Source organism: Chimaeribacter coloradensis (assembly GCF_002858715.1).
GTDB classification, from domain to species: Bacteria; Pseudomonadota; Gammaproteobacteria; order Enterobacterales; family Enterobacteriaceae; genus Chimaeribacter; species Chimaeribacter coloradensis.
The window spans coordinates 191,653-212,441 of record NZ_PJZH01000003.1 but is presented as its reverse complement, the minus strand read 5'-3'; the positions used below and the strand labels follow the sequence as shown (position 1 = coordinate 212,441).

General features: G+C 59.9%; 20 protein-coding genes and 1 other annotated feature. Of the genes, 6 read left to right on the top strand and 14 right to left on the bottom strand.

What is annotated here, in order from left to right; all coding sequences use genetic code 11:
* Positions 1-36: 36 nt before the first annotated feature.
* The 6 genes from thrC to yjjY form a co-directional block, all read right to left on the bottom strand.
* A complete protein-coding gene (gene thrC, locus CYR32_RS05450) occupies positions 37-1,326 on the bottom strand; it encodes a threonine synthase (RefSeq protein WP_101823381.1) in 1,290 nt (429 codons plus the stop codon).
* Between the two features lie 3 nt (positions 1,327-1,329).
* On the bottom strand, positions 1,330-2,259 hold the full coding sequence (gene thrB, locus CYR32_RS05445) for a homoserine kinase (protein ID WP_072928662.1): 930 nt from the start codon (positions 2,257-2,259) through the stop codon (positions 1,330-1,332).
* A 1-nt stretch (position 2,260) separates the two neighbouring features.
* Positions 2,261-4,720 carry a bifunctional aspartate kinase/homoserine dehydrogenase I gene (gene thrA / locus CYR32_RS05440; RefSeq protein WP_101823380.1) on the bottom strand — a complete coding sequence of 820 codons (2,460 nt, stop codon included), beginning with the start codon at positions 4,718-4,720 and terminating at the stop codon, positions 2,261-2,263.
* Between the two features lie 25 nt (positions 4,721-4,745).
* Positions 4,746-4,863: a sequence feature (Thr leader region), on the bottom strand.
* Positions 4,802-4,870, bottom strand: a complete 69-nt coding sequence (thrL, locus tag CYR32_RS05435) for a thr operon leader peptide (protein ID WP_101823541.1) — start codon at positions 4,868-4,870, stop codon at positions 4,802-4,804. (Overlaps the previous feature by 62 nt.)
* 217 nt (positions 4,871-5,087) lie before the next feature.
* Positions 5,088-5,774 (bottom strand): tRNA/rRNA methyltransferase, encoded by a 687-nt coding sequence (locus CYR32_RS05430; RefSeq protein WP_101823379.1) that lies wholly within the window; start codon positions 5,772-5,774, stop codon positions 5,088-5,090.
* A 413-nt stretch (positions 5,775-6,187) separates the two neighbouring features.
* On the bottom strand, positions 6,188-6,352 hold the full coding sequence (gene yjjY / locus CYR32_RS22070; protein ID WP_420912821.1) for a YjjY family protein: 165 nt from the start codon (positions 6,350-6,352) through the stop codon (positions 6,188-6,190).
* A 77-nt stretch (positions 6,353-6,429) separates the two neighbouring features.
* Here yjjY and arcA point away from each other — a divergent pair, with 77 nt between their 5' ends.
* Positions 6,430-7,146 carry a two-component system response regulator ArcA gene (arcA, locus tag CYR32_RS05420; RefSeq protein WP_072928659.1) on the top strand — a complete coding sequence of 239 codons (717 nt, stop codon included), beginning with the start codon at positions 6,430-6,432 and terminating at the stop codon, positions 7,144-7,146.
* 50 nt (positions 7,147-7,196) lie between these two features.
* Here the strand turns inward: arcA and creA are convergent, their stop codons facing one another.
* A complete protein-coding gene (gene creA, locus CYR32_RS05415; protein WP_101823377.1) occupies positions 7,197-7,673 on the bottom strand; it encodes a protein CreA in 477 nt (158 codons plus the stop codon).
* 207 nt (positions 7,674-7,880) lie between these two features.
* Between creA and robA the strand changes: the two genes are divergently transcribed.
* Positions 7,881-8,747, top strand: coding sequence for an MDR efflux pump AcrAB transcriptional activator RobA (gene robA / locus CYR32_RS05410; RefSeq protein ID WP_101823376.1), 867 nt, complete (start codon positions 7,881-7,883; stop codon positions 8,745-8,747).
* On the opposite strand, the gene gpmB is transcribed toward robA, so the two are convergent.
* Entirely contained in the window at positions 8,744-9,391 is a 648-nt protein-coding gene (gene gpmB, locus CYR32_RS05405) for a 2,3-diphosphoglycerate-dependent phosphoglycerate mutase GpmB (RefSeq protein ID WP_101823375.1), read from the bottom strand. The genes robA and gpmB overlap by 4 nt on opposite strands.
* A 52-nt stretch (positions 9,392-9,443) precedes the next feature.
* Here gpmB and yjjX point away from each other — a divergent pair, with 52 nt between their 5' ends.
* On the top strand, positions 9,444-9,977 hold the full coding sequence (yjjX, locus tag CYR32_RS05400) for an inosine/xanthosine triphosphatase (RefSeq protein ID WP_101823540.1): 534 nt from the start codon (positions 9,444-9,446) through the stop codon (positions 9,975-9,977).
* Here the strand turns inward: yjjX and trpR are convergent, their stop codons facing one another.
* Both trpR and sltY read right to left on the bottom strand, forming a co-directional pair.
* Positions 9,978-10,307: a trp operon repressor gene (gene trpR, locus CYR32_RS05395; RefSeq protein WP_101814901.1), complete on the bottom strand. Its 330-nt coding sequence runs from the start codon at positions 10,305-10,307 to the stop codon at positions 9,978-9,980.
* Between the two features lie 55 nt (positions 10,308-10,362).
* Positions 10,363-12,282: a murein transglycosylase gene (gene sltY, locus CYR32_RS05390; protein WP_101823539.1), complete on the bottom strand. Its 1,920-nt coding sequence runs from the start codon at positions 12,280-12,282 to the stop codon at positions 10,363-10,365.
* A 483-nt stretch (positions 12,283-12,765) separates the two neighbouring features.
* Here sltY and rcsA point away from each other — a divergent pair, with 483 nt between their 5' ends.
* Positions 12,766-13,395 carry a transcriptional regulator RcsA gene (gene rcsA, locus CYR32_RS05385; RefSeq protein ID WP_101823374.1) on the top strand — a complete coding sequence of 210 codons (630 nt, stop codon included), beginning with the start codon at positions 12,766-12,768 and terminating at the stop codon, positions 13,393-13,395.
* A gap of 183 nt (positions 13,396-13,578) precedes the next feature.
* The gene (gene ettA, locus CYR32_RS05380; protein ID WP_101823373.1) at positions 13,579-15,246 is read left to right on the top strand and encodes an energy-dependent translational throttle protein EttA; all 1,668 of its coding nucleotides are present in this window, start codon (positions 13,579-13,581) and stop codon (positions 15,244-15,246) included.
* A 67-nt stretch (positions 15,247-15,313) separates the two neighbouring features.
* On the opposite strand, the gene nadR is transcribed toward ettA, so the two are convergent.
* The 3 genes from nadR to serB form a co-directional block, all read right to left on the bottom strand.
* Positions 15,314-16,549 (bottom strand): multifunctional transcriptional regulator/nicotinamide-nucleotide adenylyltransferase/ribosylnicotinamide kinase NadR, encoded by a 1,236-nt coding sequence (gene nadR / locus CYR32_RS05375; protein ID WP_101823372.1) that lies wholly within the window; start codon positions 16,547-16,549, stop codon positions 15,314-15,316.
* Positions 16,550-16,616: 67 nt separating this feature from the next.
* On the bottom strand, positions 16,617-17,999 hold the full coding sequence (radA, locus tag CYR32_RS05370) for a DNA repair protein RadA (RefSeq protein WP_101823371.1): 1,383 nt from the start codon (positions 17,997-17,999) through the stop codon (positions 16,617-16,619).
* Positions 18,000-18,105: 106 nt separating this feature from the next.
* Positions 18,106-19,080: a phosphoserine phosphatase gene (serB, locus tag CYR32_RS05365; protein WP_101823370.1), complete on the bottom strand. Its 975-nt coding sequence runs from the start codon at positions 19,078-19,080 to the stop codon at positions 18,106-18,108.
* 226 nt (positions 19,081-19,306) lie between these two features.
* Between serB and CYR32_RS05360 the strand changes: the two genes are divergently transcribed.
* Positions 19,307-19,975, top strand: a complete 669-nt coding sequence (locus tag CYR32_RS05360; protein WP_101823369.1) for a YtjB family periplasmic protein — start codon at positions 19,307-19,309, stop codon at positions 19,973-19,975.
* 49 nt (positions 19,976-20,024) lie between these two features.
* Here CYR32_RS05360 and deoD read toward each other — a convergent pair whose 3' ends face one another.
* Positions 20,025-20,744, bottom strand: a complete 720-nt coding sequence (deoD, locus tag CYR32_RS05355) for a purine-nucleoside phosphorylase (RefSeq protein WP_101823367.1) — start codon at positions 20,742-20,744, stop codon at positions 20,025-20,027.
* Positions 20,745-20,789: the final 45 nt, after the last annotated feature.

The window sequence follows — 20,789 nt, the reverse complement described above, 5'->3', positions numbered from 1 at the left end:
AAAATGGCCTTTTTCCGAAAAGAGAGGAGGAGAAATTTATGCAGGAATATTCAGTAAAAATTCTCTTACTTTCAGGTAGTCAGCGGGCAGCGTGTGTGACAATAAAGGCAGCCCGGCGCGCGCGGCTAACGCGTCCGGCAAATCCAGCGCCTTACCAAGAATCGCTTCTACGCTCTCTTTGAATTTCGCCGGGTGCGCCGTCCCCAGGAACAGGCCAAATTCCCCCTCCTGCAGTTGATCGCGTAATAAACGGTAGGCGATAGCGGCGTGGGGTTCAGAAAGGTAACCTTTCTGATCCAATTCACGCATCGTTTCCCGGGTGGTTTCATCATTGACTGCGCCAAAGCCGAGATCTTTCAGCTGCCAGGTTTTACGGCGGAACAGCTCTTCCACCCGCGGCCAGTTATTCGGCTGGCTGACATCCATGGCGTTCGCCAGGGTAACCACGGTGGTTTGCGGCTGCCATGCACCGGCTTGCAGGAAACGCGGCACGGTGTCGTTGGCGTTGGTGGCGGCGATAAAGCGCTTGACCGGCAGGCCCAGCGATTTCGCCAGCAGCCCGGCCGTCAGGTCACCGAAGTTGCCGCTCGGCACTGACACCACCAGCTGATTACGCGCCTCTTGCGGCAACTGGGCCACCGCCTCGAAGTAGTAGCAGATCTGCGCCAGCAAACGGCTGATGTTGATGGAGTTGGCGGAGTTGAGACCGAGTTGCTGCTTCAGCGCTTCATCATCAAACGCCTGTTTGACCAGTGCCTGGCAGGCATCAAAGTCACCGTCCACTGCCACGGTATGGATATTGCCGCCCAGGGTGCAGAAGAGTTTCTCCTGCAACGGGCTGATTTTGCCCTGCGGGTAGAGGATCACCACGCGGACGTTTTCCATGCCGTAGAAGGCATGGGCCACGGCGGCACCGGTGTCACCGGAGGTGGCGGTCAGGATCGTCACCGGCTGGTTGCCGGAGACCAGCGCCAGCATCTGCGCCATAAAGCGGCCGCCGAAATCTTTGAATGCCAGCGTCGGGCCGTGGAACAGCTCCAGCGTGGCGATGTCCTCTTCTACCTTGACCACCGGGGCCGGGAAGGTGAAGGCCGCACGCACCCGCTCTTCCAGCGTGTCAGCCGGGATCTCATCGCCAATAAAAGCAGAAAGGATGCGGGCGCTGCGGGTCACGAAATCCTGCTCCAGCAGGCGATCGATCTCCGTCAGCTCGAATTCCGGCAGCTCCAGCGGGAAGAACAGCCCCTGCTGTTTGCCTAACCCCTGCTTGACCGCCTGGGCGAAGCTGACTTGTTCGTTATGATCCTTCAGGTTGTAGAGTTTCATGTCTTATCCTAATTGTCGTGCGCCGGTGGTATCCAGACGGCATATATGAACAAAACCTTCATCATTTTGCAGGTAGTGGTTTTGCAGCCATTCCGCCATGCGTTTCGCGGTGGCGGCCTCATTGCAGACGGCAAACAGCGTGGGGCCGGAACCGGAGATCCCGCAGGCCAGCGCGCCGATGTCACCGGCGGCCTTGCGTGCCTCAGCAAAGCCGGGCAGCAGGCGCGTGCGGTAAGGTTCGGCGATCACGTCGTTCATCAGTTTGGCGGCCAGCAGCGGCTGGCGCGTGTGGCAGGCGTGAATAAAGCCCGCCAGGTAGCGCCCGTGGCTGATGCAATCCTGGCGGCGGTATTGCGCGGGCAGAATGGCGCGCGCCTCCGCGGTAGAGACTTTAATGCCCGGGTAGGCCATCACCCAGAACCAGTCATCAAACGCCGGCACCGGCTGGCTGATGATGCCGTCCGCCTCCAGCATCAGTTGCAGGCCGCCCAGGTAGCAGGGCGCGACGTTGTCATAATGTACGCTGCCGGAGATGCGCCCTTCCAGCTCGCCCATCAGGGAAAGCATGGTGGTTTCGTCCAGCGGGCGGTCACAGAATTCGTTCATCGCCATCAGCCCGGCGACCACCGAGCAGGCACTGGAGCCGAGGCCGGAACCGATGGGCATGTTTTTTTCCAGCGTCATCGCCACCGGGATCTCCCGGCCCACAGCCTGGCAGAAACGCTGCCAGCACTGGTAGACGATGTTCTCTTTCGGGTCATCCGGCAGTTTGCTGACGAAACGCCCCTCATTACGCAGACTGAATGTGGCGGCCGCCTCTACGCTGACGCAGTCGCCCAGCAGGGTGCCGTCCACCGGTGACACGGCCGCACCCAGCACATCAAAACCTACGCTGACGTTACCGATTGACGCCGGTGCATACACCTTAACCATATTAAACCCCCAACTTCCATGACAGTGTGCGTAAAAGATCTGCAAAGACACCGGCGGCGGTGACGTCGTTCCCCGCGCCGTAACCGCGCAGCACCAGCGGCAGCGGCTGGTAGTAACGGCTGTAGAACGCCAGCGCATTTTCGCCGTTCTTCACTTTAAACAATGGGTCGTTGCCGTCAACGGCCGCGATTTTCACTTTGCAGCGCCCCTCTTCAATCGCCCCGACGTAACGCAGCACTTTCCCGGCGTCACGCGCCTCCGCCACCCGGCGGGCGAACGCCTCGTCCAGCGTGGGCAGGCGTTGCAGGAAGGTGGCCACGTCACCCTGGCTGTCGAAGGTTGGAGGCAGCACCGGCTCCACCTCAATCTCATTCAGCTCCAGCGTATAGCCCGCCTCGCGTGCCAGAATCAGCAGCTTGCGCGCCACGTCCATGCCGGAGAGATCGTCACGCGGGTCCGGCTCGGTGTAGCCCATCTCTTTTGCCTGCAAGGTGGCCGCAGAGAGAGACATGCCCTCGTCCAGCTTGCCGAAGATAAAGGAGAGCGAGCCGGAGAGAATACCGGAGAAACGGGTCAGCTCATCGCCTGCATTGAGCAGGTTTTGCAGGTTTTCGATTACCGGCAGCCCCGCGCCGACGTTGGTATCGTAGAGGAATTTGCGGCGTGACCCCTGTGCGGCTTTGCGCAACTGGTGGTAGTAGTTCATCGACGAGGTGTTGGCCTTTTTATTCGGCGTCACCACGTGGAAACCGTCGCCCAGGAAATCGGCGTACTGGTCGGCCACGTCCTGGCTGGAGGTGCAGTCCACAATTACCGGGTTCAGCAGGTGGTACTCCTTCACCAGCCGGATCAACCGGCCAAGGTTGAAACTCTCCTGCGCAGCGCCCAGCTCATCACGCCAGCTCTCCAGCGCGATGCCATGTACGTTGGTCAGCATTGCGCGGGAGTTGGCAATGCCGCAGACGCGCAAATCGATGTGCTTCTGCTTCAGCCAGGCCTGCTGGCGGTGGATCTGTTCGATCAGCGCCCCGCCGACCCCGCCCACGCCGATCACAAACACTTCGATCACCTGATCGGTATTGAACAGCATCTGGTGGCTGACGCGCACACCGGTGGTGGCGTCATCGTTGTTGACCACCACCGAGATGGAGCGCTCAGACGAGCCCTGGGCGATCGCCACGATATTGATGTTGGCCCGTGCCAGCGCCGAGAAGAACTTGGCGGAGATGCCGCGCAGGGTGCGCATGCCGTCGCCGACCACGGAGATCACCGCCAGCCGCTCCATCACATCCAGCGGCTCCAGCAGGCCATCTTTCAGCTCGAGATAAAACTCCTCCTCCAGCGCGTGGCGGGTGCGCGCCATATCGCTCTGCGGCACGCAGAAGCTGATGCTGTATTCCGAGGAGGACTGGGTAATCAGCACCACGGAGATCCCGGCACGGGACATCACGGCAAAGACCCGCGCCGCCATGCCGACCATGCCTTTCATCCCCGGCCCGGAGACGTTGAACATCGCCATGTTGTTGAGGTTGGTGATGCCCTTGACCGGGTTGGCCTCGTCATGGCTGTCGCCGCCAATCAGCGTGCCCGGTGCCTGCGGGTTGGCGGTGTTTTTGATCAGGCACGGGATCTGGAACTGGGCAATCGGCGTGATGGTGCGCGGGTGCAGCACTTTGGCCCCGAAGTAGGAGAGCTCCATCGCCTCCTGGTAGGACATCGACTTCAGTAACCGCGCATCCGGCACGGTGCGCGGGTCGCAGGTGTAGACGCCGTCGACATCCGTCCAGATCTCGCAGCAGTCGGCACGCAGACAGGCGGCCAGCACCGCCGCCGAGTAGTCAGAGCCGTTGCGCCCCAGCACCACCAGCTCGCCCTTCTCATTGCCGGCGGTAAACCCGGCCATCAGGATGATGTGGTCAGCGGGGATAGCGGCGGCGGAGATCCGCAGGGTGGATTCGGTGATGTCCACGGTGGATTCCAGATAGTGCCCCTGCGCCAGCAGCTTCTCAACCGGGTTAATCACCGTAACCGGGTAGCCTTTGGCGATGAACACCGCCTCCATGATGGCGATGGAGAGCTTCTCGCCCAGACAGATAATCGACGCGTTCACGCCGTCGGGGCACTGCCCCAGCAGGGCGATGCCGTGCAGCTTCTGCTTCAGCTGGGCGATCTCCTGATCCACAAAAGCTTTGACCCCGGCCAGATCAAACCCTGGCTGTGCCTGTGCCAGCCCGGCAAGCAGCTCGGAGAAAATACCCTCGGCATCACTGATGTTTGGCTGAATATCCTGCCCGGCTACCGTTTTTTCCACCATCGCCACCAGGTGGTTGGTGATCTTCGCCGGGGCAGACAGGACGGTGGCGACTTGTCCCTGACGTGCGTTGCTTTCCATAATATCGGCCACGCGTAAAAAGCGCTCCGCGTTCGCTACCGAGGTCCCGCCAAATTTCAGCACTCGCATTTCTGGTTTCTCCTGAATTTATGCCGAAAAAAAAGCCCGCACTGTGAGGTGCGGGCTTTTTTCTTGTTTTTCCTGTACGCGTCAGCCCGCCCCGTTACCTGTGGTAGCGGTGGTGGTAATAATTGTGGTGTTCAGGCTGATGTGTCGCATGGAGTCTGTCTGTCCGATTTATCTGTCTCCCCTATTAGCTAAAGCAATCGCCCTTTCAAGTCAAATTATTTCTCCGGGCGATGCCGGGAAGCGCGACGCGGCCCGCAGAGCGAACGCTTTGCAAAAGCGCGCCTGCCCCCTCATATCGCATGATGAGAGGAGAGCACACAGACGATCCCACTGCCTGATCCCTGCGGGGCAGTAGAATCCTCAGCGCTCAGTCAGCGAGTTTTTTTTCGATGTCATGCAACAAACGGTGCAGCATGGCGGTGTCGCGCTGCGACACACTGCCCAGCCGCTGGTTGAGCCAGGCGACCATTTTCTGGTCATCCTCGCAGGCCAGCTGCGGCAACAGCTGCATAACCCGGCTGCGCAACGCGCCGAGCTGCCCCGGCTCCGCGGCGGGCACCACTGCCTGCGCCTGCTGGTGTAGGGCCGAAAGCTGGTAACAGTAGACCATCACCGCCTGCCCCAGATTCAGTGACGGGTAATCAGCCTGCATCGGCACGCCGGTCAGCAGGTCGGCCAGCGCCAGCTCGTCATTGGTCAGCCCGGAATCCTCCCGGCCAAACACCAGCGCCGCATGGTGAACCCAGTGCTGCTTCTCCTCAAGCTGCGCCTGAAGTTCCTGCGGCGTGCAATAGTAGTGGTAGTGTGAGCGGCTGCGCGCCGTGGTGGCGATGGTCAGGTCGATGTCCGCCAGCGCCGCCTCCAGCGTCGGGTAATGCTGCGCATTCTCCAGGATCTCCGTGGAGCCGTGGGCGACCCAGCCCGCTTCCGGCCGCTGGTGCGCATCGCTGTCAACAATACGCAGTGAATGGAAGCCCATGGTCTTCATGGCGCGGGCTGCCGCGCCGACATTTTCAGCACGGGCGGGGGAGACTAAAATAATATGCAGTTGCATGGCAGGCTCAACAGATTAGAAAGAGAGAAACGCCCATTACTTTACCTTGTCAGGGTGATGCTGACCAGTTACGCTAATTTTACAGTGCATTAACATAAACAGCGGGGCCATTTCCTGCGGGCAGAGTGCGGAATAATGCGTTTCATGATTAAAAATGTTTAAGATAAAACATGCGTTTATTTATGCTGATGATTATTTTATAAATCAAACGGATATAGTTTATCTTTTTCATAGATAATTAATATTAATCGCCCCTATTAATCCGCATTAAAAGCGCATGAATAATCGGGAAACTGTGACTAAACCCGGCATTCTACGAAGTGTTTATCACCAATCTGTTAACGTGCTACAATTGAACTTGATATATGTCAACAAAGCGTAGTTTTGATGGGTGGTAAATTCGATACACACTGTTATATTGCTGTTAATGGGGTTAGGATGTGCGCCTCTTTTGGTCCCCTTGGCGCTGTTAGCGTATCTTCCCCAACCAGGCTGGCGTTGTTGTTGACGTTGATGGAAAGTGCATCAAGAACACATTTACGTACTTTAGTCGGGTAGCAAGGTGAGTTGACGGTCATCGCCGCAGACAGCTCCATGAGAACAAAGACTTCTGTACTTCCTATTTTCTATTTGTTGGCAATTTTAGGTAGCAAACATGCAGACCCCGCAAATCCTGATCGTCGAAGACGAGTTGGTCACTCGTAATACGTTAAAGACCATTTTTGAGGCCGAAGGCTACCTGGTCTATGAGGCCAATGACGGTGCGGAGATGCACCAGATCCTGTCTGAAAACGACATCAACCTCGTTATCATGGATATCAACCTGCCTGGGAAAAATGGCCTGTTGTTAGCCCGTGAGCTTCGCGAACAGGCGAGTGTCGCCCTGATGTTCCTGACCGGCCGTGATAATGAAGTGGACAAGATCCTCGGCCTGGAGATCGGCGCGGATGATTACATCACCAAGCCGTTCAACCCGCGTGAGCTGACGATCCGCGCCCGCAACCTGCTCTCCCGTACCATGAACCTGGCGAGCACCGGTGAAGAGCGCCGCCTGGTGGAGAGCTACCGCTTCAACGGCTGGGAGCTGGACATCAACAGCCGCTCGCTGATCAGCCCTCAGGGCGATCACTACAAGCTGCCGCGCAGCGAGTTCCGCGCCATGCTGCACTTCTGTGAGAACCCGGGCAAGATCCAGACCCGTGGCGAACTGCTGAAGAAGATGACCGGGCGCGAGCTGAAGCCGCATGACCGCACCGTGGATGTCACCATCCGCCGTATCCGCAAGCACTTTGAATCCACGCCGGACACGCCGGAAATCATCGCCACCATTCACGGCGAAGGTTACCGCTTCTGTGGTGATCTGGAAGAGTAACTCTCTGCAGCGTTAAAAAAGCCGGCACCTGTGCCGGCTTTTTTATGCGCTCAGCGCCCGCTCCACGGGATAATCGGCACCGCGCTCAGGGCATTTTTCGGTGAGCCGTCAACTACCTTGTCGGAGTAGGTCAGGTAGATCAGCGCGTTACGTTTCTCATCATAGAAACGCACCACCTGAAGCTTTTTGAAAATCAGCGAGGTGCGTTTCTGGAACACCACCACGCCTTTGTCCTGCGTCTGTTTGACTTTGTCACTCAGCTCAATCGGGCCGACCTGCTGGCAGGAGATGGCCGCGTCAGAAGTGTCCTCCGCCAGGCCCAGCCCCCCTTTGATACCGCCGGTTTTCGCCCGGCTGATATAGCAGGTGACATTTTTCACATCCGGGTCATCAAAGGCTTCGACGACGATTTTGTGGTCCGGGCCAAACAGCTTAAACACGGTATCCACTTCCCCGACCTGTTCCGCCTGTGCGGCCCCAATGCTGCCCAACAGCAGGCTGCAACATAATATCCAACTGCTTTTCATCGACTTACTCCCTTTTAGCCTGTGTACCAGCCCGATTTTTTTCGTCTGCTACGACACACCGTGTTCACAAAAACGGATAATTCTGTCTATTTTTAACTGCCAATAGCACGCCAGATCAAAAAAATCTTCAGAAGTCTTAACCTGAAAAAATTGCTATCATGCGGCGTCAAATCAGTTGCGCCAATCTTAGTTCAATGAGGACGATCCATGGATCAAGCCGGAATTATTCGCGATCTGCTTAGCTGGCTGGAAAGCCACCTTGATCAGCCGCTCTCCCTTGACAATGTGGCAGCCAAAGCCGGTTATTCCAAATGGCATCTGCAACGTATGTTCAAGGATGTTACAGGGAATGCGATTGGTGCTTATATCCGTGCGCGCCGTCTTTCCAAGGCTGCGGTTGCGCTGCGGCTGACCAGCCGCCCGATCCTCGACATCGCCCTGCAATACCGTTTTGACTCCCAGCAGACGTTTACGCGCGCCTTCAAGAAACAGTTTGCCCAGACGCCGGCGCTCTACCGCCGGGCAGAAGACTGGCACTCTTACGGCATCTGCCCGCCGATCCGGCTGGATAACGTCCCGCTGCCGCAGCCGGCTTATATCACGCTGCCGGAGCAGCACCTGGTGGGGCTGACGCAGAGTTATACCTGTACCCTGGAGCAGCTCTCGACGTTCCGCGCCGAATTGCGCTCGCAGTTCTGGGGCCAGTTCCTGGGCCAGGTCTCTGCCCTGCCGCCGGTGCTCTATGGCCTGCACCATGCGCGCCCGAGCCAGGAAAAAGATGATGAGCAGGAGGTGTTTTACACCACCGCCCTGCTGCCGGAGCATTTGCCCGCCACGGTGCAGGAGGGGCAGCCGGTGGTGTTGCAGGGCGGCGAATATGCCCTGTTCCACTATGAGGGGCCGCTCAGCGCCTTCCAGGACTTTATCCTGATGCTGTATGGCACCTGCCTGCCGCTGCTGAAGATGACCCGCCGCAAAGGGCATGACATCGAGCGCTTCTACCCGAAAGGCGATCTCACCACACGCCCGCCCAAAGAAGTGACGTGTGATTACCTGATCCCGATCCGCCGTTAACGCTGCAACTCGTCCAGTGCGGGCAAATCCAGATGCGAGACATCGCCCGCACTCTCCACAATCCAGCCTGGTGCCAGCCAGGGGCTTTGCTGGTGGTCGACGCGGGAAATCGAGCAATTACGCAGCCGCAACCGGCGTTCCGCATAAGGCGGCAAACCGATAATGGTGCCCAGCAGGCAGCCCAGCGCAATGCCGTGGCTGACCACCAGCGGCACGCTGCCTTCCGGCAATTCCAGCAGGCTGTCGAGCCCTTCACGCACCCGTGCGCCCAGCTCCGTCATCGACTCCCCTTGCGGGATACGGCCATCCGGCGTGCCGTCCACCATCTGCTTGCGCCACGCCTCCTCTTCGGCCGTCAGGCTGTCGATCTCCCGCTCCTCCAGCACGCCCATATGCAGCTCGCGCAGGCGTGGGTCGAGGATCACCGTGCAGCCACAGGCATCCGCGATGATCTCTGCGGTGCGGCGTGTGCGGCCCAGATCGCTGGCGATCACATGGGTAATGCCGAGCGAGCGGGCGCGCTGCGCCACCTGCCGGGCCTGCTGCTCGCCTTTGGCGGTCAAGGCGCTGTCTGACTGCCCCTGAATGCGGCGCGCCGCATTCCATTCGGTTTCGCCGTGGCGAACAAGATATACCTGTAGCATGTGTGTTTTCCGTTATACTGCGTGAAATTTACCAATGGATGCTGAAATCTGTATGTACCACGTGGTCGCCGCAACAACCAATCCCGCCAAACTTGACGCTGTCCTTCAGGCTTTTGAAGACGTTTTCGGCGCGGGCACCTGCCGTGTGGAAGGCGTTGAGGTCGACAGCGGCGTGCCTGCCCAGCCGATCGGCAATGTGGAAACCCGCACCGGGGCGCGCCACCGGGTGATTTCAGCCCGTCAGGTGCGCCCGGAGGCGGATTTCTGGGTCGGCATTGAAGCCGGTATTGAAGAAGAGATGACCTTCGCGTGGATGGTGATTGAGAACATGCACCAGCGCGGGGAGTCGCGTTCAGCCAGCCTGATGCTGCCGGAGAAGATCCTGCAGGCGGTGCATCAGGGCAGCGAACTCGGGGAAGAGATGGCGAAACTCAGCGGCATTGCGGATGTGAAGCGCCGCGGCGGTGCCATCGGCCTGTTTACTGCCGGGGTACTGAGCCGTACCCGCGTTTACCATCAGGCGCTGGTGCTGGCGCTGGCCCCGTTCCACAACGCGGTCTACCAGCAGCGCAGCCGCACGCACTGATCAGGCCGGGCCGTCGAGCAATTGCTCCGTCAGCCACTGCTTCAGCTCCGGCGTGGCGCTTTTCAGGCTATTGGAGCCGCGGGTGATGGTCGCAATGCCCACACCCAGCTCCCCTTTCAGCTCACGCTGGCTCAGTTCGCCCCGCATCAGCTCTTCGATAATCCGCAGCCGCGTGCCCAGGGAGGTGCGCTCGTCAGGAGTCAGAAACAGCTGCAACAGCTGCGGGTGCCGGTTTTCGGCAAACGCCTGCTGAAGCAGCGCGACAAAGCGCAGCCAGTCTTCATTGCCTTGTTGGGAAAGAGCCGGATCATTAAGGATTAATTGCGCCATAATCTGCTGCCATACTATTTAACTAGTACAGCAGCATACCATAACCCAACCGAAATCAATAACGCCTCTGCCACTCTGCATCCGTCAGCACTTTCGCCGGGCGGTGCATGAAATAGCGGTAAAACGCATCATATGACAACACATTTTTAACATATCCGCGGGTTTCAGAGAAAGGAATACTTTCGATGAATGCCACCGCATCAACCTGCCCGGCGCTGTTTTCCAGCCAGGTGGTGACGCGCCCCGGCCCGGCGTTATAACCGGCGGAAGAGAGAATGCGGTTACGGCCGAGCATCTGGTAAACATACTCCAGATAGCTGGTGCCGATCAGGATATTGGTTTGCGGGTCAAGCAGTTGGCTGCTGTTGGAGTAGCCGGGGATGTTGCTCATCTTCACCGTATGCTCTGCGGTGCGCGGCATCACCTGCATCAGCCCGGCCGCGCCGACCGGCGACTGTGCTTTCGGGTTCCAGGCACTCTCCTGGCGGGCAATCGCCATCGCATAGCTCGGCGTAATCCCCTTCCCTTCCGTATTGGTGCGGAATTCCTGCACCCAGGCCATCGGGAAGCGCTCTTGCAGGTTGTCCCACAGTTTGCCGGTGATGGTCGCCTGCACGCTCAGGTCAGCCCAGCCCTGGTTAAAGGCGTAACGCGCCAGCTGCCCCTGTTCGGTTTTATTGCGGCTCGCCACCAGGTAGCTCCATTCGGTGCGCGCCAGGTTATCCATGCCCCAGTACATCAGCTCGCGCACCCTGGCGATGCCCGGCAACGCCGCGGTGCGGTTGTCCGGCGCGGCCGACGGCTCAACCCGGATGGTGTAAGGGACGTTGAGTTTCTGCGCCGCTACCATCGGGTAGAAGCCACGCGCCTGCATCAGCGAACGCAGCATCGCCTCGCCTTCGCTGCGGCGGCCCTGATCGATCAGCACCGAGGCGCGCCAGTAGCGCCACTCATCTTTCTGCTGCGCCTCTTCCGGCAGCCGGTTCAGCCAGGTGGCCAGCCCGCGCTGGTCGCCCGCACCCAACGCCATGCGCACACGGCGCTCCAGCAGCGAGGTGGTATGGCTGCGCAGGATCACGCTGTCACGCCAGGCGGCCTGCTCGGCAGTGACGTCGCTGCCCATCAGCCGCCAGGCTATCGCCTCCTCCAGCGCCAGCTTTTCGCTGTCGCTCATCTTTTGCAGCCGGGCAACCACCGGCAGCATTGAGCGGGCGTTTTCGGCATCTTCACGCGCCACGCGCTCAAAGGCCAGCGTCACCGCCTGGCGGGTGAAATCGGTCGGCCCCACGGTGCGGGCAAAACTCTCCACGCTGTCCGGGTCGTTTTGCAGCGTCGCCAGCGCCGTGGCCATGGTCTGGTAATCATCAGGCAACTGTTTCGCCAGGAAATTAACCAGATTGCTGTTACCTTCTTTCATCGCCAAACCGATGCGCGCCAGGATGGTAATCGGGGTCACGTTACCGGCCTGCTGCCAGACGGTGAACAGCTTATCGCAGCTGGCGGGCAGCGAGTTCCCGGTCAGCCAGATGGCTTTCGCGCCGTCCCAGGCCACCTGCTGCTGGCCGGTCGCCCATTTGGCGTAGTAGTAGTTACAGCGGGCCGCCACCGGTTTGGGCGGCTCCGGGCTGAAGGCCAGTACACCGCGCCAGTCTTCACGCCGCGCCAGCTCATTGACGAAACGTGACGCCAGCGACCGCGCGGGCGGCAGGGTCGGGTGTTCTTTAATAAATGCAGTGACATGCATCGAGACCGCAGTACCGAGGTCTTCCGTCAGCTGGCGGTACTCCAGATAGGGGTAGAGCGGGTAATCCCGCAGCGTCGGCATCAGCTGCGCGACGGTATCCATCTGCTTGTTGTCCCAGGCCTGTTTGATCTGCTGATAGCGCTGGCGCTGTGCGTCCAGTGAATCGGCATGGGCGCTGCCGGCCATTACCGCCAGCCAGATCCCCACTGCCAGAAACCTTCGTTTGTCCACCTTGACCATCTGCTCTTACCCTCGCTGTGTGTCGGCTGACGGGGCACTGCCCCGCCGCGCGCATTTTCTGCCGGCCGCCCTGCCGGCCCCTTGCCCAGTAACGCTAATCTATTCATCACAAAAATTGAAGGACGCGCCGGTGAAAGCCACAAAATTTACACGCGCCCATGCCCCTGCGTGTCGTGACAGGGCACACAACGTGAAGCGCCAGTTGGTGTGCGGTTAACAATATGTTCGTTAAAAACCGGTGATGGTTTGGCCCGCCATCGTTCATAACGTCTCAATCTGGCATCAGGGCGTCTCAATCTGGGCAGCCCCGCTTTACAGCCTGCGGCCCCTGCCCTATTACTGCACCGGTGGCCGGACAGTTACGTCCGGTGATTACCTTCTCTTTTCGTGGACGAAAAATAGCCTGGACGAGAAATAGCGCAGAGGAAAACCCGCTGCGTGTATTGCCGCCTTTTGACATTACAGGGAAATATTATGTCTGCCATTATTGTCGACCCGTGCCATTTTACCCGGCTGGCCTTTACTACCCTCCTGCTCGAGAGGGGCCTGCCCGCGCAGGAGATGCTGGCAATCAAAACCCTCTCCGCGCTGCGGGAGAATATCGGCCTGATGATGCCGCAGGCCGTCTTTATTAATGAGCTCTGTTTCTGCCGAACCCCAGCGGGCATCACTGCATTCCGGCAGATAATTGATGACTACCCCACGACCCAGTTCGTGATTCTGCTGGCCTGTGAACAGGCGAATTACCGGGAGTTTGTCTCCCTCCGCAATAATATTGTGATCCTCTCCAAATCCGCCCGGCCGCTGACCCTGCACCCGCTGCTGCACCAGTGCCTGCCTGCGGTGCCCGCGCCGGACGACGCTGGCCATGTCGATCTTTCGCCGCTGTCGCTCAGCCGGTCGGAATCGCAGGTGCTGAGCATGTGGATGGCGGGCCAGCCGACCCCGGCAATCTCCGCGCGGCTGAACATCCAGCAGAAGACGGTATCGCTCTATAAAGGCAATATCCGGCGCAAAGTCGGCTGCCAGAATAACCAGGTGATTCATCACGTCGCGCGGCTGGCCGGGCAGCTTACCAGCGGTATCCACGTCACCGGCCGGTAAGCGCCGCGAAAAAGGCCGGAGATGTGCGTTGCCCGGCATTTGCCGCGCGTTTAGCGGCAGTCAGCGGCAGCCATCCACGCTATACTGGGTGGTCAATGCGTTCGGCTGTTATCGCGCCCGGAAACGGGCTACACTCCGCAGCCGAATTCCAATACCCGGTCTGATAAAGAGGCTCAATTCAACGTGGCTCAATACGTCTATACCATGCATCGCGTCGGCAAAGTGGTTCCGCCGAAGCGTCATATCCTGAAAAACATCTCCCTCAGTTTCTTCCCCGGCGCCAAAATTGGTGTGCTGGGCCTGAACGGTGCCGGTAAATCCACCCTGCTGCGCATCATGGCGGGCATCGATAAAGACATCGAAGGCGAAGCGCGCCCGCAGCCCGGCATCAAAATTGGCTACCTGCCGCAGGAGCCGCAGCTGAACCTGGAGCAGACCGTCCGCGAGTCGATCGAGGAAGCGGTCGCCGAGGTGAAAAATGCCCTGACCCGTCTGGACGAGGTCTACGCCGCCTACGCCGACCCGGAAGCTGACTTCGACAAGCTGGCGAAACAACAGGGCGAACTGGAAGCGATTATCCAGTCCCATGATGGCCACAACCTCGACAACCAGCTCGAGCGCGCCGCCGATGCGCTGCGCCTGCCGGCGTGGGATGCCAAAATCAGCAACCTCTCCGGGGGTGAGCGCCGCCGCGTGGCGATCTGCCGCCTGCTGCTGGAAAAACCGGACATGCTGCTGCTCGACGAACCCACCAACCACTTGGACGCCGAGTCCGTGGCCTGGCTGGAACGCTTCCTGCACGACTACGAAGGCACCGTGGTGGCGATCACCCACGACCGTTACTTCCTCGACAACGTCGCCGGCTGGATCCTGGAGCTGGACCGCGGCGAGGGTATCCCGTGGGAAGGCAACTACTCCTCCTGGCTGGAGCAGAAAGACCAGCGCCTGGCGCAGGAAGCCTCTGCGGAAGCCGCCCGCCGCAAATCCATTGAGAAAGAGCTGGAGTGGGTGCGCCAGGGGGCCAAAGGCCGCCAGTCCAAAGGCAAGGCGCGTCTGGCCCGCTTTGAAGAACTCAACAGCGTGGAGTACCAGAAGCGTAACGAGACCAGCGAGCTGTTCATTCCGCCTGGCCCGCGCCTGGGTGACAAGGTGCTGGAAGTGGAGCACCTCAGCAAATCCTACGGCGACCGCGTCCTGATTGATGACCTGAGCTTCTCGCTGCCGAAAGGGGCGATTGTCGGCATCATCGGCCCGAACGGTGCCGGTAAATCGACCCTGTTCCGCATGCTCTCCAATCAGGAGCAGCCGGACAGCGGCAGCATCACGCTGGGCGAGACCGTGCAACTGGCCTCGGTTGACCAGTTCCGTGACAACATGGATGGCTCAAAAACCGTGTGGGAAGAGGTCTCCAACGGCCAGGACATCATGCGCATCGGTAACTTTGAGATGCCGAGCCGCGCCTATGTCGGCCGCTTCAACTTCAAAGGGGTGGATCAGGGCAAACGCGTCGGCGAACTCTCCGGCGGTGAGCGCGGCCGTCTGCACCTGGCGAAGCTGCTGCAGGTAGGCGGCAATATGCTGCTGCTCGACGAACCGACCAACGACCTGGACATCGAAACCCTGCGCGCGCTGGAAAACGCCCTGCTGGAGTTCCCGGGCTGCGCGATGGTAATCTCGCACGACCGCTGGTTCCTTGACCGTATCGCCACCCACATCATCGACTACCAGGATGAGGGCAAGGTGGAATTCTTCGAAGGTAACTTTACCGAATACGAAGAGTACAAAAAACGGACCCTGGGCGCGGACGCGCTGGAGCCGAAACGCATCAAGTACAAGAAGATCGCCAAATAAGTGCCCTTCTGAGCCGATCAAAAAAGCCCGCAATGCGGGCTTTTTTTATGCGCGTTCAGTATGCCGCCTAGTGCGGCCGCATCCCCAGCAATTGCTGGATCAGCTCCACGCAGCGCAGGAAACGCTGGTCATAGTCCGCCGAATCGACATGCTCGAACTCGACATTATTTTCGTTGAGCATCTGCACCAGCAGCTGCTGGAAACTTTGCCGATCCACTGAACTGCCCAGGCTGCGCAGGCCGTCCGCCACCCAAGGCGTGTTGTTCTCCAGCAGGATCACCAGATCAAACCGGTACTCATCAATCAGCGCCTGCACAAAGGGGTGTTCGCGCCCCTCATACTTTTTGCAGAAGGCCTGCGTGGTGACGAAATCGGTGTCGATGATCGCCACTTTGTTGGCATATTTCACCGCGAAATCGATGTACTGCGCCTGCCCCAGCGCGATCTTGTCGTAGTCTGAGTATTGCAGCGCCATCTCATCGCCGCCCAGATGGGAGAAGACGTAATCACGGCCATACTCCCAGGCGCTGGTGGTGTTGAAGATATTGGCCAGCTTGTTGACCAGCGTCGATTTGCCGCTCGACTCGCCGCCTAAAATCGCCACGGTGCGCACGAAGAAGGGTTTGACCTCAGTCGGAATGTAATCCCAGTAGCGGAACGGGTTCTGGCGGATCTGCGTGCCGCTGATGTTCATAAAGGAGCGCTGCGGGTCAATCAGCACCGTATTGATGCCGAGATGCTCGCGGTAACGCGGGGCATCCTGCGCTTCGCTGGTGTAGATGGTGTTCGGCTCGATGCCCTGCTCCGACATAAACGCCTGGATGCCGCGGCTCCAGACGTCCCAGCCGTGCGGGTACGGCTCCATGCCCTCTTCATTGAAGGCGTGGATGCGGATGTTTTTCTGGTATTTGAAGGTTTGCAGCAGCCAGCGAAGGCGATCGCTCACCGTGGGCTGCTGGGACATGGAGCTGTTCTCAAACAGGTGGCGGTCGCGCGGTTCGTCAAACCCCATTACGATATGCAGCTCATCCACCTGGCTGCAGGCGCGCTGGATCAGATAGATGTGGCCGGTGTGCAGGGGGTAAAATTTACCAAACACCACGCCGATCTTTTTCTCGCGATGCGGGTACTCCAGCCCCAGGAAGTGGTGCAGCGCCTGTAACTTCTGCGCGCTGGGGCTTTTTATCTTGTCATTAAGGAGTTGGCTCAGATAGCCTTTGGTCATTCCGCTGGCATCCGCCACCTGCTGAAGGGTGCATCCCTTATGCTTAATGGCCGTCTTCAGGTAATCAAACTGCGACATCGCCGATCCTCTTGTTCAGGGCATTAAACCACCCTATCACAACCACGGCGACGTTGAAGCGCCGGTGTTATAATTCGTCGAGGATCGACAGCGCATCCGCCAGCTTTTTAACGCCGAACACCTGCATATTCGGCGGCAGTTTTTTCGGCACGTTGGCGTGCGGCACAATGGCGCGTTTAAAGCCGTGTTTGGCCGCCTCAGAGACGCGCTCCTGGCCGCTCGGCACCGGGCGGATCTCCCCCGACAGCCCCACTTCGCCAAACACCACCAGATCCTGCGGCAGCGGCCGGTCACGCAGGCTGGAGACCAGCGCCAGCAGCAGCGAGAGGTCGGCGCTGGTTTCCGTGACCTTCACGCCGCCCACCACGTTCACAAACACATCCTGATCGGACATCTGCAAGCCGCCGTGGCGGTGCAACACCGCCAGCAGGATCGCCAGCCGGTTCTGCTCCAGCCCCACGGCCACCCGGCGCGGGTTCGCCATCATCGAGTGGTCCACCAGCGCCTGGATCTCCACCAGCAGCGGCCGGGTGCCTTCCCAGATCACCACCACCGCACTGCCGGACATGATCTCATCGCCGCGGCTGAGGAAGATGGCCGACGGGTTGCTCACTTCGCGCAGCCCCTGCTCGGTCATGGCGAACACGCCCAGCTCGTTGACCGCACCGAAGCGGTTTTTGTGGCTGCGCAGGGTGCGGAAACGGGAGTCGGCGTCGCCGTCCAGCAGTACCGAACAGTCGATGCAGTGCTCCAGCACCTTCGGCCCGGCCAGCGAGCCGTCTTTGGTGACGTGGCCCACCATGATGATCGCCACGCCGCGCGTTTTGGCAAAGCGGGTCAGGTAGGCGGCGGTTTCCCGCACCTGCGCCACGCTGCCGGGCGAGGACTGGATCTCCGCCATGTGCATCACCTGGATGGAGTCGATCACCATCAGCTTCGGCTGCTCCTGCTCGGCGATCAGGCAGATCTGCTCGATGCTGGTTTCCGAGAGCATATTGAGGTTGGCGGTGGGCAGGCCGAGGCGGTGGGCGCGCATCGCCACCTGCTGGAGGGACTCCTCGCCGGTGACGTAGAGCGTCTTCATGTTTTCGGAGAGCTTGCACAGGGTCTGCAACAGCAGGGTACTTTTCCCCGCGCCGGGGCTGCCGCCGATCAGGATGGCGCTGCCCGGCACCACGCCGCCGCCCAGCACACGGTCAAACTCTTTAAAGCCGGTGGAGAAGCGCGGCAGCTCTTCGAGGCTGATGTCGGAGAGCTTCTGCACTTTGCTGATACCCGCATCACCGGCGTAGCCGCTGAAACGCTCGGTACGGGCGGACGACGACGAGGCGGCCACGCGCACTTCCGTAATGGTGTTCCAGGCGTTGCAGGCGCTGCACTGCCCCTGCCAGCGCGGGTAATCCGCGCCACATTCATTACAGACAAACGCACGTTTTGGAGCTTTAGCCACAGCCTACCTCATCGTTTTGCAGCGCCGGGGGCGCCCTGAAAAGCGGCGCACACGCACGCCGCACAAGGCCCGATTATACCCCGCTAACTGTATAAATAACCAGTCCTTAAATCACATCGCGGACGCTGCCGCTCAGGACGCACAGCACGCCGGTAAGATCCGCATGGCGGATGCAGACGCGCGCCTGCTCATAGACTTTCGGCTTGGCGTGGTAGGCCAGCCCCAGCCCGGCGGCCTGGATCATCAGCAGGTCGTTGGCCCCGTCGCCGATGGCCACGGTCTGGGAGGGGGGAATCTCCAGCTTCTCCGCCAGCGAGAGCAGCGTGTCCGCCTTGTACTGGGCATCCACAACCGGCCCCAGCACATTGCCGGTGAGTTTGCCGTCGCGGATCTCCAGCTCATTGGCGGCAATCGCCGTCAGGCCCAGGTTGTCGCGCAGGTACTCGGCGAAGTAGGTGAAGCCGCCGGAGGCGATGGCCACATGCCAGCCGAAGCCCTGCAGGCGGGTCACCATCTCCGTCAGCCCCGGCATCAGCGGCAGGCGGTCACGCACGGTTTTCAGGATGTTGGCATCGGCATCTTTCAGCGTGCCGACGCGCTGGCGCAGGCTGGCGGTGAAATCCAGCTCGCCGCGCATCGCGCGTTCAGTGACTTCCGCCACCTGCTCACCGACGCCCGCCAGCTTAGCGATCTCATCGATGCACTCAATCTCAATGGCCGTGGAGTCCATGTCCATCACCAGCAGGCCCGGCATCCGCAGATCCGGCAGTTTGCCGAGCGGCGCGACATCTAACTGGTAGCGGTCTGCCAGTGCCGTAATTGCCGGTGTCAGCGTCCCGGCGATGCGGGCCACACAGTACGCCCCGATGCACCTGGCGCTGACGATCACCAGCGCGTTGCCCAGTTCACGCTGGAAACGGGTGACAGTCTGCTTATCCAGCGTTTTGCCGTAGAGCAGCCACCCCGTCTGGCCGGCGCGATAGTCAAGCGGCATCACTTCATCACCGCTTAATGAAAGGGGTAGCCCCGGCCATTGATCAATCTCCGCCGGAAGATCGCAATAGGTCAGACTGGTAGACATCGTTAACTCCTGTAGGGGTGCAGAGGGGTCATGATAAACTGGGTTAAGAGTGCCGGCAGGTTCACGATACTGAACGATCCGGCATGGATTTAACTGATAACGCGGAAAGCAGGCAGCCCCACAGGGCACGGCGAACGTGGCTCTCGTTAAAACGCCGCATCAAGCTATCCTATCGCCCTTGCTTCTGGCAACATTAAACTGATGAAATCCCCCTGAAGGAAACGGCATGGCCCGAGCCAAATTTACGTTCCGCCTGCACCGTACGGTGATCGTGCTGATCTGCGTGGCCTTACTGGTGGGGCTGATGCAGGGTGCCTCCTACTTCAGCCTGAGCCACCAGATGGCGCGCTCCGAGCAGGTTGAGGAGCTGGCGCAGACGCTGGCCCGGCAGGTGGCCTATTCATTGGCACCGCTGATGGACAGCGACAATGAAAACGTGGAGAGCGATAAGATCAGCGCGCTGCTCGGTCGCCTGACGGATGACAACAGCCGCATCCTGGATGCCGCGGTCTACCAGCTGGACGGCACGCTGGTGGCGCACGCCGGGGAGACGGTGCCGGTGCGTGACCGCCTGGCGCTGGACGGCAAGCGCGCCGGCAGCTACTTCAACCACCAGATTGTAGAGCCGATAGGCGACCGCGCTGACCCAGCCGGCTTTTTGCGCATCACGCTCGACACCCACGTCCTGGCGACCGAATCCAAACAGGTGGACAACACCACCAACCTGCTGCGCCTGATGATGCTGCTGGCGCTGGCGATCGGTATCATCCTGGCGCGCACCCTGCTGCAACACCGCCGCAGCCGCTGGCAGCAGTCCCCTTTCCTGCTCACCGCCAGCACCCCGCTGCAGGAGAAAGAGGTCCCGGCCGAAGAGACCCCGCCGGAAAAACCCTGAGCACAAAAAAAGCGCCCCGTGGGGCGCTTTTTGCTGAAGGCGGGGAAACTTACTCCTGGTCGCCCAGCAGCACAGATTCCAGCGCGATTTCAATCATGTCGTTGAAGGTGGTCTGGCGCTCTTCGGCGGTGGTCTGCTCATGGGTACGGATATGGTCAGACACGGTGCAGATGGTCAGGGCTTTGGCACCGAACTCGGCGGCCACGCCGTAGATGCCGGCGGCTTCCATCTCAACACCCAGGATGTTGTACTTCTCCATCACGTCGAACATTTGCGGGTCCGGCGTGTAGAACAGGTCAGCAGAGAAGATGTTGCCCACGCGCGCCGGGACGCCCTTGGCTTTCGCCGCGTCTACCGCGTTGCGCACCATGTCGAAGTCCGCAATCGCCGCATAGTCGTGGTCTTTGAAACGCAGGCGGTTCACTTTGGAGTCGGTGCAGGCACCCATGCCGATCACCACATCACGCAGTTTCACGTCGCTGCGCACTGCGCCGCAGGAGCCGACACGGATGATCTTCTTCACGCCGAACTCGGTGATCAGCTCTTTGGCGTAGATGGAGCAGGACGGGATGCCCATGCCGTGGCCCATCACGGAGATGCGGCGGCCTTTGTAGGTGCCGGTGTAGCCCAGCATCCCGCGCACTTCGTTCACCAGGCGGATATCTTCCAGGAAGTTCTCAGCGATGTACTTGGCACGCAGCGGGTCGCCCGGCATCAGTACCACGTCTGCAAAATCACCCATTTCAGCATTGATATGCGGCGTAGCCATAATTCATTCCTTATTCTGCCAGTTGTGGCGTTAATCATCGGTAAA

Bases quoted from the DNA above. Each gene is read 5' to 3' on its own strand.
- robA (WP_101823376.1), top strand. From the start codon at position 7,881: ATGGATCAAGCCGGAATTATTCGCGATCTGCTTAGCTGGCTGGAAAGC.
- deoD (WP_101823367.1), bottom strand. From the start codon at position 20,744: ATGGCTACGCCGCATATCAATGCTGAAATGGGTGATTTTGCAGACGTG.
- thrB (WP_072928662.1), bottom strand. From the start codon at position 2,259: ATGGTTAAGGTGTATGCACCGGCGTCAATCGGTAACGTCAGCGTAGGT.
- CYR32_RS05430 (WP_101823379.1), bottom strand. From the start codon at position 5,774: ATGCAACTGCATATTATTTTAGTCTCCCCCGCCCGTGCTGAAAATGTC.
- arcA (WP_072928659.1), top strand. From the start codon at position 6,430: ATGCAGACCCCGCAAATCCTGATCGTCGAAGACGAGTTGGTCACTCGT.
- creA (WP_101823377.1), bottom strand. From the start codon at position 7,673: ATGAAAAGCAGTTGGATATTATGTTGCAGCCTGCTGTTGGGCAGCATT.
- yjjX (WP_101823540.1), top strand. From the start codon at position 9,444: ATGTACCACGTGGTCGCCGCAACAACCAATCCCGCCAAACTTGACGCT.
- thrA (WP_101823380.1), bottom strand. From the start codon at position 4,720: ATGCGAGTGCTGAAATTTGGCGGGACCTCGGTAGCGAACGCGGAGCGC.
- rcsA (WP_101823374.1), top strand. From the start codon at position 12,766: ATGTCTGCCATTATTGTCGACCCGTGCCATTTTACCCGGCTGGCCTTT.
- yjjY (WP_420912821.1), bottom strand. From the start codon at position 6,352: ATGACCGTCAACTCACCTTGCTACCCGACTAAAGTACGTAAATGTGTT.
- serB (WP_101823370.1), bottom strand. From the start codon at position 19,080: ATGTCTACCAGTCTGACCTATTGCGATCTTCCGGCGGAGATTGATCAA.
- trpR (WP_101814901.1), bottom strand. From the start codon at position 10,307: ATGGCGCAATTAATCCTTAATGATCCGGCTCTTTCCCAACAAGGCAAT.
- gpmB (WP_101823375.1), bottom strand. From the start codon at position 9,391: ATGCTACAGGTATATCTTGTTCGCCACGGCGAAACCGAATGGAATGCG.
- CYR32_RS05360 (WP_101823369.1), top strand. From the start codon at position 19,307: ATGGCCCGAGCCAAATTTACGTTCCGCCTGCACCGTACGGTGATCGTG.
- nadR (WP_101823372.1), bottom strand. From the start codon at position 16,549: ATGTCGCAGTTTGATTACCTGAAGACGGCCATTAAGCATAAGGGATGC.
- thrC (WP_101823381.1), bottom strand. From the start codon at position 1,326: ATGAAACTCTACAACCTGAAGGATCATAACGAACAAGTCAGCTTCGCC.